The 16,140-nt window shown below is 53.6% G+C and carries 14 protein-coding genes and 1 pseudogene; 6 read left to right on the top strand and 9 right to left on the bottom strand.

Annotated elements, in window-relative coordinates; genetic code table 11:
• Positions 1-11: 11 nt before the first annotated feature.
• On the bottom strand, positions 12-542 hold the full coding sequence (locus tag VGM55_RS21990) for a hypothetical protein (RefSeq protein WP_331636693.1): 531 nt from the start codon (positions 540-542) through the stop codon (positions 12-14).
• Between the two features lie 138 nt (positions 543-680).
• Between VGM55_RS21990 and VGM55_RS21995 the strand changes: the two genes are divergently transcribed.
• From VGM55_RS21995 to VGM55_RS22005, 3 genes are read left to right on the top strand one after another with little or no spacing between them, the layout of a single operon-like run.
• Positions 681-872: a toxin-antitoxin system HicB family antitoxin gene (locus VGM55_RS21995; RefSeq protein ID WP_331636694.1), complete on the top strand. Its 192-nt coding sequence runs from the start codon at positions 681-683 to the stop codon at positions 870-872.
• A gap of 59 nt (positions 873-931) precedes the next feature.
• Positions 932-1,447 carry a hypothetical protein gene (locus VGM55_RS22000; protein ID WP_331636695.1) on the top strand — a complete coding sequence of 172 codons (516 nt, stop codon included), beginning with the start codon at positions 932-934 and terminating at the stop codon, positions 1,445-1,447.
• Positions 1,426-2,064, top strand: a complete 639-nt coding sequence (locus VGM55_RS22005) for a transglycosylase domain-containing protein (protein WP_331636696.1) — start codon at positions 1,426-1,428, stop codon at positions 2,062-2,064. Before VGM55_RS22000 ends, VGM55_RS22005 begins: the two co-directional genes overlap by 22 nt.
• Positions 2,065-2,136: 72 nt before the next feature.
• Here VGM55_RS22005 and dppF read toward each other — a convergent pair whose 3' ends face one another.
• The 7 genes from dppF to VGM55_RS22040 form a co-directional block, all read right to left on the bottom strand.
• Positions 2,137-3,144, bottom strand: coding sequence for a dipeptide ABC transporter ATP-binding subunit DppF (dppF, locus tag VGM55_RS22010; protein ID WP_154187351.1), 1,008 nt, complete (start codon positions 3,142-3,144; stop codon positions 2,137-2,139).
• A complete protein-coding gene (gene dppD / locus VGM55_RS22015) occupies positions 3,141-4,124 on the bottom strand; it encodes a dipeptide ABC transporter ATP-binding protein (RefSeq protein WP_039298855.1) in 984 nt (327 codons plus the stop codon). Before dppD ends, dppF begins: the two co-directional genes overlap by 4 nt.
• Before the next feature lie 10 nt (positions 4,125-4,134).
• Positions 4,135-5,037 (bottom strand): dipeptide ABC transporter permease DppC, encoded by a 903-nt coding sequence (gene dppC / locus VGM55_RS22020; RefSeq protein WP_061273309.1) that lies wholly within the window; start codon positions 5,035-5,037, stop codon positions 4,135-4,137.
• A 9-nt stretch (positions 5,038-5,046) separates the two neighbouring features.
• Complete coding sequence (gene dppB, locus VGM55_RS22025) at positions 5,047-6,066, bottom strand: dipeptide ABC transporter permease DppB (protein ID WP_061273312.1); 1,020 nt, start codon at positions 6,064-6,066, stop codon at positions 5,047-5,049.
• Positions 6,067-6,176: 110 nt separating this feature from the next.
• Positions 6,177-7,784: a dipeptide ABC transporter periplasmic-binding protein DppA gene (dppA, locus tag VGM55_RS22030; RefSeq protein ID WP_331636697.1), complete on the bottom strand. Its 1,608-nt coding sequence runs from the start codon at positions 7,782-7,784 to the stop codon at positions 6,177-6,179.
• A 635-nt stretch (positions 7,785-8,419) separates the two neighbouring features.
• Entirely contained in the window at positions 8,420-10,105 is a 1,686-nt protein-coding gene (eptB, locus tag VGM55_RS22035; RefSeq protein ID WP_154187354.1) for a kdo(2)-lipid A phosphoethanolamine 7''-transferase, read from the bottom strand.
• 333 nt (positions 10,106-10,438) lie between these two features.
• Complete coding sequence (locus tag VGM55_RS22040; RefSeq protein WP_331636698.1) at positions 10,439-11,647, bottom strand: L-lactate MFS transporter; 1,209 nt, start codon at positions 11,645-11,647, stop codon at positions 10,439-10,441.
• Between the two features lie 361 nt (positions 11,648-12,008).
• Between VGM55_RS22040 and tag the strand changes: the two genes are divergently transcribed.
• Both tag and VGM55_RS22050 read left to right on the top strand, forming a co-directional pair.
• Positions 12,009-12,572 carry a DNA-3-methyladenine glycosylase I gene (tag, locus tag VGM55_RS22045; RefSeq protein WP_154187356.1) on the top strand — a complete coding sequence of 188 codons (564 nt, stop codon included), beginning with the start codon at positions 12,009-12,011 and terminating at the stop codon, positions 12,570-12,572.
• Positions 12,569-13,030: an N-acetyltransferase gene (locus VGM55_RS22050; RefSeq protein WP_154187357.1), complete on the top strand. Its 462-nt coding sequence runs from the start codon at positions 12,569-12,571 to the stop codon at positions 13,028-13,030. The genes tag and VGM55_RS22050 overlap by 4 nt, the downstream gene beginning before the upstream one ends.
• On the opposite strand, the pseudogene VGM55_RS22055 reads toward VGM55_RS22050, so the two are convergent.
• Positions 12,978-15,240: pseudogene (locus VGM55_RS22055) on the bottom strand (molybdopterin guanine dinucleotide-containing S/N-oxide reductase). The gene VGM55_RS22050 and the pseudogene VGM55_RS22055 overlap by 53 nt on opposite strands.
• Before the next feature lie 210 nt (positions 15,241-15,450).
• Between VGM55_RS22055 and VGM55_RS22060 the strand changes: the two are divergent.
• Positions 15,451-16,113 (top strand): OmpA family lipoprotein, encoded by a 663-nt coding sequence (locus VGM55_RS22060; RefSeq protein WP_154187359.1) that lies wholly within the window; start codon positions 15,451-15,453, stop codon positions 16,111-16,113.
• The last annotated feature ends 27 nt before the right edge of the window (positions 16,114-16,140 follow it).

Consider the following 16,140-nt stretch of genomic DNA (forward strand, 5'->3'; position numbering starts at 1 on the left):
TTAATTGAAAATCAGTGTATGCCAGACCGTGCTTCGCGGTTAATCATCGCCAGTCCATCAGCAGTCCGCACAAACCGCGGTGTTTTTAAATCGTCGGCCAGCAGATGAACCAACTCGAACAGCAGGCCGGTAATTTGCTGTTGAGACTCGGCGGTGTTTTGCTGGTTCAACAAAATGATGGTCATTCCCTGACAATATTCACGTATCGTTTCTGAGTCGGAACAGAGCGCGTGGCTGTTATCATTAAAATTATCATCCTCCACTGTGAGCTGCTGGATTAGGTGTTCCGGTAGAGGCTCTTTCAAAACGGTTCTTAGTACTTCCAGGCCAGCAAGCAGGCGGCCGCACAGCGCCATACGCTCAGTGATATCTTCGTTCTCAATCAGTTCATCAACATATGCCTCGCAGGCATCCAGCACCTGGAACAGGTCGTGGGAAGCACCGAGCGGTATTTTTAATAGCTTCGCGATTGTGGATTCAGTAACTGGTTGAAAGACCAGATTTTCGGTATTAGTGGTTGTGGTACTATCAGCGTTAGCCATAGCGTTACTCCTAATCAGTTAACGTTTGTGGTTAGACGCCCCGACAGTGTTACAGCACTTCGGGGCGTTGTTCGTTATAGAGTGGCTATGTTAATGTGCCCCCCTATACAGAACAAAAATTACTCAATATGGGGCCCCATGTCAATCGTTAGTCGAGACAAAAAACCGAAAGGCGGTGGTAAGTCACCCCATTTTAAAATGCGTATCGATCCCGCTTTACGTGAGCAACTCGATATGGAAGCAACGGAACAGGGAATGAGCCTGGCGAATTGGCTAAAGAATCTGGCTCGTGAGGCTTTGAAGGCAAAAGGGATTGAGCCAAGGGGTTAAGTAACTTTACTGTTTGTGGCTTGGACTTTAAAATATCCATTTTTAGCAAAGACAAAAAAATGGATATGATAAATTCAGTGTGGAATTATATCTCCACAAATAGCATCTTGAGTGGAGCAATTGCAACCCTACTTGCAGCATTGGCAATCTTTATTTTCAAAGAGTATATAAAAGGTCCTCCTGATCTGTCTGGTTCGTTTCATATTGAGTGTAAGACATTATTTTCTAAGTACAATCCATATATTAATATGGTTTCAATATATACGCTTAATATAATAAGTAATGGTAATGATATAGAGGGGTATATTGAAAAGACTAATGATATTAATAGTGATTTAAAATTTTTGTCATATGAGGGTAAGCATAGAACTAGAGGTGAGGTTAGCGGTGTTATTAAAAGGAATTATTTAAGAAGAAATCAAGTCTCTTTGCATATTAAAATGACCGGGGTGGAAAGAGAGTATTCAATTCTTATTGTGTTTAAAAAAATAAACTCAAAAAAAATGTTTGGTGAGTTTTGGTCTACTGCCGCGGATTCCACAGGTGATGTAAGATGGGAAAAGAACGAGCTTTAATTTTTGTATTAACTATCCCATATTTTTTAATTGCTTTTTTTATTAGATGCTTAAAGATAAAAAGCTTAGTGTATGATTATAATCTTTGTTTACAGACTCTAAATAAAAACAGCTTTTCCATTAGTATAATAAAACCACCACTTGTTGAGTGTTTACGGATTGCAGAAGATCATCGACAATTATTACATTTTGGCATTGATCCGATTGCTATTCTTAGGACAATATATTTACGATCATTCAAGGGGGTTAGGCAGGGTGCCAGTACTATTGAACAGCAGTTCGTTAGAACAATAACTAAGCGATATGAAAAGACCGTTAGAAGAAAAATTCGTGAGCAAGTGTTAGCTATTTGGATTAGAGGGAGTGTACATCCTGATACTATATGTAGGTGCTATATCTCATGTTGTTACTATGGATATGGCACATATGGAATTAAGAAATTAATTCAAAAACATCCTGATGCGGATGAATATTATATTGTATCTAGGATAAAGTATCCGTTTAGGAAAATAATTGACTTAAAAACAGAATGTAAGTTTAATAATCGTATGAGATATTTAAAAGAATTAAGTTTTAAAAATAAATGTCAGAATGGGATTTTTCTCAGAAAAAATTGAGTTAATTCATAGTATTTATAATTAAAGATCATTTCATATTAAATTGCCCCTCTGTTAGGAGGGGCAAAGCAGTTAACGCAGTTCCCCGTTCACATCCTGATCGACAGCAAAACATGCGACCAGCTGGCCGTTGCCGTAGTCTTTCAGCTGCGGCTGAAGCTGGGTGCATGGCCCGAAGCGACGGCTGCAGCGGGCGTTAAAGGCGCAGCCCGGCGGCGGGTTCAGCGGGCTTGGCAGCTCGCCGGTCAGCTTGATGCGTTCGCGGCGTTCGTCCGGGTTCAGGCGCGGCGTCGCAGACAGCAGCGCCTGAGTGTACGGATGCAGCGGATTAGAGAAAATCTGCTCTTTGCTGCCCTTCTCCACGCAGCGCCCGAGGTACATGACCATCACTTCATCGGCGATGTGCTCCACCACCGACAGGTCGTGGGAGATGAACACGTAGGACAGCCCCAGATCCTGCTGCAGGTCCATCATCAGGTTCAGCACCTGCGCACGAACCGATACGTCGAGGGCTGAGACCGGCTCATCGGCAATCACCACGTCCGGATCAAGCATCAGGCCGCGGGCGATAGCGATACGCTGGCGCTGGCCGCCGGAGAACATGTGCGGATAGCGGTCGTAGTGCTCGGTTTTCAGACCCACTTTCGCCATCATCTCCAGCGCTTTTTCACGGCGCTCGGCTTTGCTCAGGCTGGTGTTGATTTGCAGCGGCTCTTCCAGGATCTGCCCCACTTTTTTACGCGGGTTCAGCGAGCCATACGGGTTCTGGAAGACGATCTGGATTTTCTGCCGGCGCAGCTTTTCCGCTGAAACGTCCGGGACCAGCAGATCCTGACCCTGGTAGTACAGCTCTCCGCCGGTCGGGACTTCGATCATCGTCAGCAGGCGGCCAAGGGTAGATTTCCCACAGCCGGACTCGCCGACTACCGCCAGCGTTTTACCGCGTTCGAGGGTAAAGCTCACGCCGTCCAGCGCTTTCACCAGGCGTTCAGGGGCGAAAAAGCCCTTCTTCACCGGGTAGTGTTTTTTCAGGTCGATGGCCTGCAACAGCGGTTGCGCGGTGGCCTGTGGGGTACTCATAGGGTTGGCCTCCCGGCATCATCGAGTGGGTAGTGGCATTTGGACTGACGTCCGTCTGCCAGCAGGGTTAATTCCGGCTCTTCGCTGCGGCATTTGTCGGTCGCATACGGGCAGCGCGGGTTCAGCAGGCAGCCGTTCGGGCGGTCGTATTTGCCCGGAACCACGCCCGGCAGCGAAGCCAGGCGCGCTTTATCCTGAGCAAATTCCGGCAACGCACGGAGCAGAGCCTGGGTGTAAGGGTGGCGAGGCGCGCGGAAGATATCATGGGACGAGCCCGCTTCCACAACCTGGCCCGCGTACATCACGATGATTTTATGGGCGGCTTCGGCAACCAGTGCGAGGTCATGGGTGATCAGGATCAGCGCCATGTTCTCTTTTTGCTGCAGCTCCAGCAGCAGCTCGATGATCTGCGCCTGAATAGTTACGTCGAGCGCGGTGGTTGGCTCATCGGCAATCAGCAACTTAGGTCGACAGGCAATCGCCATGGCGATCATTACGCGCTGGCTCATCCCGCCGGAAAGCTGGTGCGGGTAAACGTCGAGGCGTGAAGCCGGGTCAGGAATACCCACCTGGGTCAGCAGATCGATAGCGCGCTGGCGGCGGGTTTTCTTGTTGCCGCCCTGGTGCACCTTAATGGCTTCCATAATCTGGAAACCGACGGTGTAGCACGGGTTCAGACTGGTCATCGGGTCCTGGAAGATCATCGCCACTTCGGCGCCCACCAGGTTGCGGCGCTCTTTCTCAGAAATGCGTTTCAGGTCCCGGCCGTTGAACTCCAGTTTTTCCGGCATTACGCGGCCTGGGAAGTCGATAAGCCCCATAATCGCCAGCGAGCTGACGGATTTACCGGAGCCGGACTCTCCCACGATGCCGACAACTTGCCCCTGATCCACGCTATAGCTGATGCGGTCAACGGCACGGAACGGTGCGTCTTCGTCGCCGAAATGCACCGATAATTTATCTACATTTAATAACGCCATCTCGAACCTCTTACTGCTTCAGTTTGGGATCGAGCGCGTCACGCAGACCGTCACCCATCAGGTTAAATGCCAGCACCGTCAGCAGGATTGCCAGACCAGGGAAGGTCACAACCCACCAGGCACTCTGCGCGAACTGCAACACGTCGGCGAGCATGGTGCCCCACTCCGGTGTTGGCGGCTGCGCACCCATGCCGAGGAAGCCAAGGGCGGCCATATCGAGAATGGCGTTCGAGAAGCCGAGCGACGCCTGAACAATCAGCGGCGCAAGGGTATTCGGGAAGATATTCACAAACATCTGGCGAACGGGGCCAGCACCTGCCACGCGGGAAGCGGTGACGTAGTCGCGGTTAACTTCCACCAGCACCGCGGCGCGGGTTAAACGCACATAGTGCGGCAGCGCAACGAAGGTCAGCGCCAGCGCGGCGTTACCGATAGACGGGCCGAAGATAGCCACCAGCACCAGCGCCAGCAGCAGGCTTGGCAGCGCCAGCATGATATCGACCACGCGCATGATGATGTTGTCGACCACGCCGCCGAAGTAACCGGCGACCAGGCCCAGCACGATGCCCATTACCAGCGACAGGACGACCACCAGGCAGCCGACCAGCAGCGACAGGCGTGCGCCGTACATCAGACGGGAAAGCACGTCGCGGCCTACGTCATCGGTGCCGAGGATGTAGCTCCAGCTGCCGCCTTCCTGCCAGACCGGCGGGTGCAGCAGCGCGTCGCGGAACTGCTCGGCGGGCGCGTGAGGCGCGATGAAGTTAGCGAACACGGCGATGAAGATCATTACGGCGACGTACACCAGGCCGATCACCGCCCCTTTATTACGTTTGAAGTAGTGCCAGAACTCCTGGAAAGGCGTCATCGGCTTGGGTGCTGCCACCACTTTGTTTTCAGTCAGTTGTGTCATGATGGCCCCTTATTTCTTATGGCGTATACGCGGGTTCACCACGCCGTACAGCAGGTCTACCAGCAGGTTGACGAGGATAATCATCGTCGCCACCAGCAGCACGCCGCCCTGGACTACCGGGTAGTCACGACGCTGCAGGGCGTCGATGAGCCAGCGGCCAAGGCCCGGCCAGGAGAAGATGGTTTCCGTCAGGATAGCGCCTGCCAGCAGAGTACCGACCTGCAGGCCGATAACCGTGACCACCGGCAGCATCGCGTTGCGCAGGGCGTGAACCACGATAACGCGCATGCGGGTCAGGCCCTTGGCGCGAGCGGTACGGATGTAATCTTCGCCCAGCACTTCCAGCATCGAAGAGCGGGTCATACGCACGATAACCGCCAGCGGAATAGTACCCAGTACGACGGCAGGCAAAATCATGTGGGCAACGGCGTCAATAAAATCACCCGGCTGGCCCCAGATGGCGGTGTCTATCAGCGCAAATCCGGTCAGTGGCAGGGAGTCATCCAGGAACACGGTGTCGCTGACGCGTCCGGAAACCGGGGTCAGGTTCCAGTGTACCGAGACCAGCATGATGAGCATCATGCCCCACCAGAAAATGGGCATGGAATAGCCGGTCAGCGCGAGGCCAACGGCGGTGTGGTCGAAGATGGAGCCACGCTTCACGGCGGCAAGTACGCCTACCGGAATGCCGACGGCAACGGCGAAAATCATCGCGCAGATGCCGAGTTCCAGCGTCGCTTTAAAGCGCGGCACGAACTCGTCCCAGACCGGGAGGCGGCTCTTTAATGAAATCCCAAGGTCGCCATGCATTACGCCCCAGATGTAATGGAGGTATTGTTGCCACATAGGTTTGTCGAGGCCAAGCTCGGCCAGCAGCTGGGCATGGCGCTCGGGAGAAATACCGCGCTCTCCGGCCATGATCATCACCGGGTCTCCGGGGATCATATGCACGAAAGCGAAGGTGAGTAGGGTAATACCTATAAACGTGGGGATGACTAACCCCAGTCGTCGGAGGATGAACTGCAGCATATCCCGGATTCTCTGTAGTGACGGAAAGCCTGGTAACTGTTCCGTCTGTATTGCTCACAAATGTTTCCCCTCTCCCTTTGAGGGAGAGGGAATAAAGCACGTAACTTTTATTATTCGACGGACACGTTTTCGAAGTGGTGTTTGCCCAGTGGATCGACCACGTAGCCTTTAACTTCTTTACGTACTGGCTCGAACACGGTGGAGTGAGCGATGATCAGCGCTGGTGCCTGATCGTGCATCACAACCTGAGCCTGTTTGTACAGTTCAACACGTTTGTTGTGGTCGTCGGTGGCGCGAGCCGGCTGAATCAGATCTTCAAACGGCTTGTAGCACCAGCGAGAGTAGTTAGAACCGTCTTTCGCCGCGGCGCAGCTGAACAGGGTCGCGAAGAAGTTATCCGGATCCCCATTGTCGCCGGTCCAGCCCATCATTACGGCCTGGTGTTCGCCCGCTTTAGCACGCTTCAGGTACTCGCCCCACTCGTAGGTCACGATCTTGGCCTGAACGCCGATTTTCGCCCAGTCAGCCTGAATCATCTCGGCCATACGGCGAGCGTTCGGGTTGTAAGGACGCTGTACCGGCATCGCCCACAGCTCAACGGTGAAGCCTTTATCCTGGCCCGCTTCTTTCAGCAGCGCTTTCGCTTTTTCAGGATCGTAGGTGTAGTCCTTCACGTCATCGTTGTAGCCCCACATGGTTGGTGGGATCAGGTTTTTAGCCTCGGTGCCCGCGCCCTGATAAACCGCTTTGATGATCGCTTCTTTGTTCACCGCGTAGGTCAGCGCCTGACGCACTTTCACGTCGTCAAACGGCTTCTTCTCGGTGTTGAAGGAGAGGTAGCCCACGTTCAGGCCAGCCTGTTCCATCAGATTGATGTTTTTGTCTTCTTTCATGCGGGCGATGTCGGCCGGGTTCGGGAACGGCATCACCTGACATTCGTTTTTCTGCAGTTTGGCGTAGCGCACGGAAGCGTCTGGGGTGATGGAGAAGACCAGGCGATCGATCTGCGGTTTGGTGCCCCAGTAGCCCGGGAAGGCTTTATACAGAATACGGGAGTCTTTCTGGTACTGCAGCAGCTGGAACGGACCGGTACCGATTGGGTTCAGATCGGTTTTTTCCGGGGTGCCGGCCTTCATCATGTTGTCCGCGTATTCTTTAGAAAGAATAGAGGCGAAGTCCATGGCCATGTCCGCGAGGAACGGTGCTTCCGGACGTGCCAGTACGAACTGCACGGTGTTGTCGTCAACTTTCTTGATGTCGGTAATCAGGTCAGGCAGGCCCATACCTTCGAAGTATTCATAGCTGCCGCCAGAGACTTTGTGATACGGGTTGTCTTTGTTTTTCTGACGATCAAAAGAGAACACAACGTCGTCGGCGTTGAAATCACGAGTCGGTTTGAAGTCTTTATTATCCTGCCACTTCACGCCCTTACGCAGGTGGAAGGTGTAGGTTTTGCCGTCCGGGCTAACGTCCCATTTCTCAGCAAGGCCTGGGATGATTTCGGTGGTGCCGGTTTTGAATTCTACCAGACGGTTATAAATCGGTACGGAGCTGGCATCGTAAGTCGTGCCGGAAGTGAACAGCTGTGGGTTAAAGCCCTCTGGGGAACCTTCTGAACAGTAAACCAGGGTTTTGGCTTGTACGCTTGCTGCAACGGTCATGGCAACCAGGCTCAGACCAAATTTCAGCATCCCTGACTTCTTCAAGGAAATACTCATTATTCTGCTCCAATTATGTGTCGTGTTGTGTTTTGTAACCGTCTGACCATTGTTATTTGTGGGTGGTCGGTACGGTGTGCCCGGAGGCGATGGTGAGGCCAGCAGTTCCTTTCGCGAGTCATGCATGGAGGTAGCACAGACGGTCCGTAAATAGCCCCTCTCGTCCTACAATCTGTCAACAGATTAAGGAAACGTCAATACAGGTATCGGGGATTTACAAGCAGGGTGGGATTTCACGGGCAAAGATTAAAAAAACCTTCAAAGGGTATTTCCAGCAGGGAAAATTATGCTACAGGCTTGTTACCAGAATATTACGCTGATTAATTTGCAACCTATAGCGAGAATGGGTTGTCATGAATCGGTAAATTTTTGTGTTAAATGATGAATTGTTGCACGATTTATTTTGTGATCTGTATCGCCCACAGCGGAAAATGCTGTCCCTCATCATAAGCGATGGCGCAAAAAACCACGGTTTTCCATAACCAAACACGATGAATTGATGTGGGCCATCACGGGTAAAAATGGCAGGGCACGAAGTTAAAAAATAGTGACGATAAAAGAGAAAACACCCCGCGTTGCGAGGTGTTTTATTGAATGCCGATCCTTTTAATGAAGACGACAGGCTGCGGAAAAGATTATTTCGCGGCTTTATTTGGAACGTGACACCAGTTGTTGTTCTCGTTAATCCCGCCGTTTGGTGAGGTATACCCCAGGCAGCCGAGGATCGTGTCGTAGAGCTCAACGTGGCGGTGCGGAATCTTCATTTTTGCCTGTTCCTGCAAATGCCTGAAGGACTCGGCGAACGTTGGGTTTTCCAGATACTTGTCCGAGGCCCAAATCATCAGCGGGACGCGGAACTGCTCAGGCGGTGCCATCTCACGCGGCGTGCCGTGCAGGTGCATAGAATCGCTGATGGACTCGCCGTGGTCTGCGGCGTAGAACACAATCGCCTTTTTATCACGTACCTGGTCGATCACGCTGTCGATCATCGTATCAATGTACAGCACCGAGTTATCAAAGGCGTTGATCAAGTTTTCCTTTGGGCAACCGCCGTTATTGATGTTGATGCACTCCGGTGTCCATTTCGCAAAGCTGCGCGGGTAGCGCTGGGCGTAGGAGAAGTGGGAACCCTTGGTGTGCAGGATAATCAGATGCTTGCCGTCAGGATTCTGATTGAGTGATTGCTTCATCTCTTCAACCAGCAGCATATCGTCCACGGTTTTACCACGGTTGCGCGGCTCAGCGGCAATCTGCTCGCGGAAAGCTAAGCTGTCCGGCATGGCGTTTTTGTAGAACCACACTTCGCTCTGCATGGCATACAGGTCGGAGCTAAAGCCCAGCTGTTTTAGTACCGCAAAAACGTTCTGCTCTTTCAATGTACGCTGAGGGTTATCCTCGGTTCCGCCTTCCCGCACGAACATGCAGCGTAGCGAAAGCTTGGTGGCGGTGTCGCAGGACTGGCCGTGGAAAGCCACCAGGTTTTTCTCTTTAGACAGTTTTGGCGTGGTATCGCGATCGTAGCCAAGCAGGCCCATGTGATCCCAGCGTGTTGTCTCGCCGATAATAAACACCACGTAGGTATCGTCCAGGCCCGGAGGCGTGACGTAGGTGAATTTCTTCGTCGGGTTCATCAGCGAGCCGTTACCGTCAGACTCGTCGGCTTTTGCCCAGGCAAACAGGCCAAGCGAGGAGACCCAATTCACCGGGACATACGAACTCGCGACCACGCCGCCATAGCTTGCCATGTCGGTCGTTGAACCACGTTCGTCGCTGGATTGCATTTCACCAAGCGTACGCAGCGGCGCCCAAACAAGTAAACCTGCCGCGACGACAATAGCGATGTTCTTAATGCGCTGGCCGGGGGTTTTCAACTGCTGAAGCAGCGTATCCTGTGATTTGTTTGCCCAGATCAGGTACAGCGGAATAATGCTGACTAATACCATCCAGATGGCAAAGTGATAACCAACCACTTCTTTTGAAAGGTCGATATCGGTAGTCATGACCGAGGCAATAATGCCGTAGCCGATCACCACGTTGAAGAAGGTCATGTAGTAGCTGGCTGCCACCGAACACAGCACCACGAAGGTTGCCAGGAGGCGCCAGAGATTGCGGCCAAATATTGACAGCAGGCGGAGCAGGAAAAAGGTGACCAGCAGGCAGGCGAAAAATTCTGTTGCGGCAGCAAGACCTTTCCAGGCGATGAAAACTTGTGCACGACTATCAAATCGTTGATAGAAGACCGAAATATTTAAAAACCAACCAATGTACACGCCGAGCAGTAAACATAATTTCTGCTGGGACATTGTTTTAAAGTAATTCATGCAGGGTATCCTGGCGATATAAATATATAAGCGCTAATCAGACCATGGTGTTGGCGCGGAGTTCTTAATGAGTTTGAATTAGTCGTGAATCGTGGAAAATTCCTGGATCCGGGTCAAAACTCGAACGGCGGCTAGTAGAGCACAGCAGGGGGAGAAAGTATCGTCGTATATGGCGATTAGGCCCAATATTTACACGACAAGAAGGCGATCTGCGATGGCCGGGTGATAACGCTTAACGTTACATCAATATTGCTACGCGTCGCATTGAAATAAGGGCAAACAGGGAAAATAAACAAAGAAAGCCGCCCGAACAGGCGGCCTTAATATATTGAATCAGGCATGTGCGTGTTTGTGGCTCAGCACGGCACGAACCGGCTGTCGAATTGTGGTGGAGATTGCCAGAGACAGAATCAGCAGGGCGAAGATGACGCAGAAGGTTACGTAGAAGCCGCCGAACAGCGAGGCGATGATGGAGCCGCAGATACTGCCGATACCGAAGCCCAGGTAAATCACACCGTAGTTTTTGGTCAGGTTGTTCAGGCCAAAGAACTCGCTTACCAGAGAAGGGTATACGGTGATGGTGCCGCCAAAGTTAAAGGCAACGCAGGCGATGGCCGCAAAGAACGTCAGCTCGTTGAGCGGAGCAAACAGCAGGGCTGCCATACCGACCAATGAAATCACCTGGCCAATCGTAATCACGCGAATACGGGCGATTTTATCGGAGAGGATACCGAGTACAAGACGGCCGCTGAGGTTTGCGATGGAAATGACGGTGACCGCATTGGCGGCGGACATTGCATCCAGGTGCACCATGCCCTGCGCGATATCTTTTGCTACGCCGATAACGTACAGGCCGCTCATGCAGGCGGTCAGGAACATCAGCGCCAGCATCCAGTACTGTGGCTGACGCATAGATTCCGCCAGGGTGAAGTCTGTTTTCGCCGCGCCGTTTGCGGTTTTGGTTTCCTGCAGCGGAGCATCTTTCATCATGGTGGCGCCGAACAGCACCATGACCATCGCCAGGCCGCCCCAAATCATAAAGGTGTTTTCGAGGCCGTAGGCTGCCAGCAAATGAGTATCGATGTATTTAAAACCGAGGCTGCCGAGGCCATAGGCACCAATGGAGAAGGCGGAGATCAGCCCCTTACGCTCCGGGAACCATTTCACGCAGTTGGAAAGCGTTAACAGATAGCCCGCGCCGTCTGCCAGGCCAACCAGTACGCCTGCGGTGAGCCACAGCATCATCAGGTTGTTGGCGTGCGCGGTGAAGAACAGCCCGGCACCGAGCAGTACGCCCGCCGCCATAGTGACCTTACGCACGCCAAAGCGGTCCTGCAGTTTACCGGCAACGGAAGAGGAGATGGCGAGGCCGAGGCTTAGCAGACCGAAGGAGAACGCGACCTGGCTGATGGGCGCGTCCAGCTTCTGGGACAGCGCGCCGTTGAACAGGCTCCAGGTATAAACGGAACCCAGTGCGAACTGAGTAATGATGGTCCCGATGAGGGTTAACCAGCGAGTACGGTTGTAGGTGGCAGTATTCATGGCAGATGTCCTGCGAATCTAAGGGAAGTTATCTGCCGCCTACGATAGCGAAGCGCCGTTTATTCCAGGAAAAAACGGCATGAAATGCGTGGAGAACGGAATGAAATGCATTGGGGAAGGTATGAACGGCCTTCAATGACCCTTTCTGAATTTGTTTGTTAGTGCTTGCTATCATTGTATTGTGCGTGATTGCTGTATAGTAAATGTTAAATCATAAATGAGACATGGTTAACAGTTTGCAAAATCACCTGCACTAAATGACTTTTCTTTGATCTCCTTTAGGGTTGCGAAACTCGCCGTATTCACTATTGTCTGATCAACTAATTTGCCCGCTATGCGGAAAGTGATGAGGGAGAGGGATATGGAGCGTTGTGGCTGGGTTACTCAGGACCCGCTGTATCTTGAATATCACGATAAAGAGTGGGGCGTGCCGGTCACCGACGGGCAAAAGCTGTTCGAAATGATCTGCCTTGAAGGACAACAGGCCGGGCTATCGTGGATAACCGTGCTGAAGAAGCGCGAAAACTACCGTAAGCGCTTCAGAAATTTCGACCCGTATGCCGTAGCGCTCATTCAGCCGGAAGAGGTCGATGAGCTGATGCAGGATGCCGGGATTATTCGTCACCGTGGGAAAATTGAGGCCATTATTACTAACGCTAAAGCTTTTCTTGCGATGGAGGCCAACGGTGAGAAATTCCCGGCGTTCGTCTGGGCGTTCGTAGAGAATAAGCCGCAGGTGTCGCATGCCGCCTCGCTCAGCGAGGTCCCGGCCTTCACGCCAACGTCAGATGCCTTGTCTAAGGCCTTGAAGAAGCGTGGCTTTAAGTTCGTGGGCTCGACAATCTGCTATTCGTTTATGCAGGCCTGTGGCCTGGTCAATGATCACCTGACCGGCTGCTTCTGCCACCCAGATTATCGCCAATGATCAGGCCATTTAACGCCGTGGAAATGGATGCGCTGATGGCGCTCTGGCTTGAGAGCACGATCGACGGTCATCCGTTTATCGCGGAAAGCTACTGGCATGAGAGCGTGAATCTGGTGCGCAATGTGTATATCCCGCAGTCAAAAACGTGGGTGTATCTGCATGAGGGACGGCTGGTGGGGTTTATCAGCGTCATGGAGAAGCAGTTTATCGGTGCGCTGTTCGTGGCGCCTGCCTGCACGGGGCAAGGTATCGGCGGCAAGCTGCTGGAGAAGGCCAAAGAGGAATACACGGCCTTGAGCCTCGAGGTGTACCAGAAAAATCGCCAGGCGGTGCATTTCTATCACCGCCACGGCTTTCGCATAGAAGAGGGCGCGTGGCAGGAAGAGACGCAGCACCCGACGTGGATCATGGGCTGGCAGGCGGATCAAACGCCGTCACAGCAGGTGCCGGACCGGTAAATTTCTCTGCCCAGACGAGGGAGTTGTTTGCCGCGCAGCCGTTAGCCAGCCGTGAAGACGGAATATCCATCGTGAGTACGTTAACCGCGCCGTTTTTGCACAGGTTATCTTCGTCCAGATCGGGCCATGCGCCCTGGTGGATACAGACCACGCCGGGCCTGATGCCATCGGTAACCTGAGCGCCCACCAACACCTGCCCGCGAGCGTTCCATACCCGCACTAAATCGCCGTGCTCAATGCCGCGTGCTTTGGCGTCAAACGGATGCAGCGTAATAGGTTCACGTCCCGCTATCGCATACCGATCGCGCAGTGCGGCGTAGTTTAGCTGGCTGTGCAGACGGTGCGCCGGATGAGATGAGAGCAGCTGCAGCTGACCGGAGGCGGCGTTGCCCTGCCATTCGTCCGGTGCCAGCCAGCTTGGGTGCGGCGGGCAGTCTGCGTAGCCAAAGCTGGCGATGCGCTCGGAATAGATCTCAATTTTACCGCTCGGCGTTTTGAGCGGGTTCGCTTCAGGATCGTCACGGAAAGCTGAGAAGCGAATAAATTCCGCATTCTTCTCATTTTCTGGCATTTCTATCAGCTGGTTAGCTTCCCAGAAATCGCTAAATTCTGGCAGTTCGATCCGTTGTACAGCCCCTCGCTGACGGGCAATATCATAGAAAGTCTCCAGCCATTCAAGCTCGCTTTTCCCTTCGCTGAACCGTGCTTTACCGCCTGCTTCCCATTTTTCGCTCAGCTCTGCAAAGATATCAAAATCGTTCCGCGCCTCGCCCTGCGGGGAAACCACCTGCTTCATCGGCACAAGGTGTTGGTTACTGTAATCCCCGGTCATCGTCATGTCGTTGCGCTCGAACGACGTGGTCACCGGCAGAACGATATCGGCGTGTTTTGCCGCCGCCGTCCAGAAACACTCGGAGATAACGATCAGCTCCGGCTTTTGCCAGGCGGCCGCAAGGCGGTTAGTGTCCTGATGGTGAGTAAAATTGCTGCCGCCTGCCCACCAGAGCATGCGGATATCCGGGAAGATGTGCTGTCTGCCGTTATGCTGATAGGCCACCCCCGGATTTTCCAGCGCCTCGACGATACGCGCCACGGGGATTGTCAGTTCCGCCAGCAAGCGAGCCCTGTAGCGAGCCGAGCACGGCCGCGCTGCGCGTCGGATTACCACCGTTGGCAAAATGGTAGGAGAGACCGAAGCCGCCCCCCGGAGTGCCTATCTGGCCCAGCATCGCCGCCAGCGTGACCAGCATCCAGTGCTTTTGTTCGCCGTACTGCTGGCGTTGCATGCCCCAACCGGCCATCAGCATGGTGCGCTTGTGGCTGAAAAGATCCGCCAGTTTTTCGATTGTGTCCGCCGGAATACCGCAGATCCCGGCGGCCCAGGCCGCGCTTTTCGGAAGGCTATCGGTCTTGCCGAGCAGGTAGGCTTCAAACTTGTCGTAGCCATAGGTGCAGCGGGCGAGGAAAGCCGTATCATGCCTGCCACGGACAACCAGCGTGTGGGCAATGCCGAGCATTAGCGCTACGTCGGTGCCCATATGCGGGGCGATCCATTCGGCGCGAGCCCCGAAGAAGCCGACGGTTTCTGAACGCATCGGGTCGATGGCGATAATCGTTTTGCCGCTGTTTTTCAGCTGCTCGAAGTACTTCACGCCCTGTTCGTCGCTGGCATTCCAGGCGATTTTCAGCGTGTTAAGCGGGTTCGCGCTCCATAGCACCACCACGTCGCTGTTCTCAAGCAGCAGCGGCCAGCTGGTCTGCTGCTGGTAAACTTCGTTGGAGCCGACCACGTAGGGCATGATCACCTGCGCGGCACCGGTCGAGTAGTCACCTGAATGCCCGGTATAGCCGCCTGCCAGGCTCATATAGCGCTGAAGCAGCGTGGAGGCTTTGTGCAGCACGCCGTTGGAGCGCCAGCCGTAGGAGCCTGCGAAAACGGCCGCCGGGCCGTAGTTCTCCCTAATGCGTTTGTGCTGCCGGTGAATCAGCGTCAGCGCGTCATCCCAGCTAATGCGCACATAGTCATCTTTGCCGCGAACGCCCTGTGGCTTATCCGGCGAGGCCAGAAAGCCTTTTCGCGCCATAGGAAACGCGACGCGCGCTTTGCTATGGACCTGATCCGGCACCGCGCTTTGCAGCGAGTTTTGATGATCGGTTTCAAGCGCGCCGCGAGAGCGATAAACACGTTCTCCGTCGGTTTCGACCAGCATGGGCCCCCAGTGGGCGGCCGTGAGGATCTGTTTACGTGAAGAGGATGAATTGGCCAATTTGGGCTCCGCGATTGCAGGCGGTGGGCTATACCCACTCAATTTGTGACAACTATTCAGAATACTTACCGGAATTTTCTACACGAATTATCGTCATAATCAATCGTCGGGCTCGTATACGGCAAAGGATGAATAAGGATTGAAGGAAATAAGATGAAAAAACGCGTCATGATCGTGGCCGCCATCGTGTGCGGCACCTTAGCGGTTTCCGGTTGTACGACCAACCCGTACACCGGTGAAAGCCAGGCCGGTAAATCAGGCATTGGAGCCGGGATTGGCTCTCTGGTGGGGGCGGGTGTAGGCGTCCTCTCTTCGTCCAAGAAAGACCGGGGTAAAGGCGCGCTGATCGGCGCTGCCGCAGGCGCAGCGCTCGGTGGTGGTGCCGGCTATTATATGGATGTGCAGGAGGCCAGGCTGCGCGACAAAATGCGCGGCACCGGCGTTAGCGTGACCCGTAACGGCGACAACATCGTGCTGAATATGCCGAACAACGTCACCTTCGACAGCAGCAGTGCCACGCTGAAACCGGCGGGGACCAATACCCTGACCGGCGTGGCGATGGTGCTGAAAGAGTACCCAAAAACAGCGGTTAATGTGGTCGGCTATACCGACAGCACCGGTAGCAAAGAGCTGAATATGCGGCTGTCACAGCAGCGTGCGGACGGCGTCGGCAGCGCGCTGATTACCCAGGGCGTTGACGCGAGCCGTATTCGCACCTCCGGTGCAGGCCCGGCGAACCCTATCGCCAGCAACAGCACTGCGGAAGGCAAAGCGCAAAACCGCCGCGTAGAAATCACCCTGAGTCCTTTGGGGTAATCTCTCGCTCGGCGAAAATCTACATCT

Origin of the sequence: Cedecea sp., assembly GCF_036500665.1 — a bacterium.
Lineage (GTDB): Bacteria > Pseudomonadota > Gammaproteobacteria > Enterobacterales > Enterobacteriaceae > Cedecea.